The sequence below is a fragment of the Corynebacterium tuscaniense genome (assembly GCF_008693065.1).
GTDB lineage: Bacteria > Actinomycetota > Actinomycetes > Mycobacteriales > Mycobacteriaceae > Corynebacterium > Corynebacterium tuscaniense.
Genome location: NZ_VXKH01000135.1, coordinates 1 through 1,073, shown reverse-complemented (window position 1 = coordinate 1,073; position 1,073 = coordinate 1). Strand labels below are relative to the sequence as shown.

The 1,073-nt window shown below is 63.0% G+C and carries 1 protein-coding gene and 2 pseudogenes; 2 read left to right on the top strand and 1 reads right to left on the bottom strand.

The window, feature by feature from the left end:
- Positions 1-313, top strand: a pseudogene (locus tag F4V54_RS10880) (A/G-specific adenine glycosylase); the annotation flags it as partial.
- Positions 314-315: 2 nt separating this feature from the next.
- Here the strand turns inward: F4V54_RS10880 and F4V54_RS10875 are convergent.
- Positions 316-486 (bottom strand): DUF4236 domain-containing protein, encoded by a 171-nt coding sequence (locus F4V54_RS10875; RefSeq protein ID WP_084576415.1) that lies wholly within the window; start codon positions 484-486, stop codon positions 316-318.
- A gap of 87 nt (positions 487-573) precedes the next feature.
- Here F4V54_RS10875 and F4V54_RS10870 point away from each other — a divergent pair.
- Positions 574-1,073 (top strand): annotated as a pseudogene (locus F4V54_RS10870) (lipase family protein); the annotation flags it as partial.

The following is a 1,073-nucleotide window of genomic DNA, read 5'->3' as shown; positions in this document are numbered from 1 at the left end:
GGTCGTGTGCACGGCCACGGCACCGGCGTGCGGGGAGTGCCCCATCGCGGATTCCTGCGCGTGGCTCGCCGCCGGTTCCCCACCACCTACCGCGGAAGAGCTGGCGGGGAAGAAGGTGCAGAAATTCGCGGGCACCGACCGGCAAGTGCGTGGCAAAATCATGAAAGTGCTGCGTGAGGCACCCGCACCCGTACCCCAATCCGCTATCGACGTAGTGTGGCCCGACGCCCCACAACGCACGCGGGCGCTGTACTCACTGCTCGAAGACGGCCTCGCTGTGCAGAATGAAGACGGGCACTTCCACCTGCCGTAGCGCTACTTCCAGCGCCCACGGTACGTCATCCCACCAGGCAAGTTCACCCACACTCCCCCGCGGGAGTTAAAGGTCACCGGCCCCACCTTCGTGGACACGGACGCCCCGGAACCGGAAATGTTGATCCACGAGTTCTTGCCCAGTTTCTTCTTTTGGCGGTACATCAAACCCATAACTTCAGAATCTTAGAGCACCCGCCGAGGAAAAGAAGCCTGCGTCAAACGCCCACGAAAAACGGGGGCCTACTTTAGGATTCACTCATGCGTAACCCTGTGTCTCGTTTCTCCTGTTGGTTCACGGTCGTGGCAACCGCCGTGGTCATGACAGCCAGTGCGCAGCCTGCTGGTGCACAGTCAAGCGTCGATCAGCTGCAGGGTGGCCTTGCTCACGCCACAAGCACGCCTGACAAAACTCTGCCCAAGCAGTATGACCCGTTTTATGACGATCCGGTCCCCGCGGAGCAGCTCGATCGACCCGGAAAACTCTTGCGCGCCCAGCCGGCGCCACACCTGCTGAACCTTCTGGGCCCATCTTTCCCCGGTTACGCGCAACGGATTGTGTACACGTCTACCACGGTGGATGGGCGCATTGTGCCGGTGTCCGGTTACATGATTGAGCCGGCGAATCCGTGGCAGGGTGCTGGCCCCACCCCGACGGTGGTGTTCGGCCCCGGTACGCGCGGCGCGGGTGACGGCTGCGCCCCTTCGCGTGGTCCGTGGATGATGGGGCAGATCGACCCGGCACAACCCACCGTGGGCAC

Coding starts and splice junctions, on each gene's coding strand:
- F4V54_RS10875 (WP_084576415.1), bottom strand. CDS start 486: ATGGGTTTGATGTACCGCCAAAAGAAGAAACTGGGCAAGAACTCGTGG.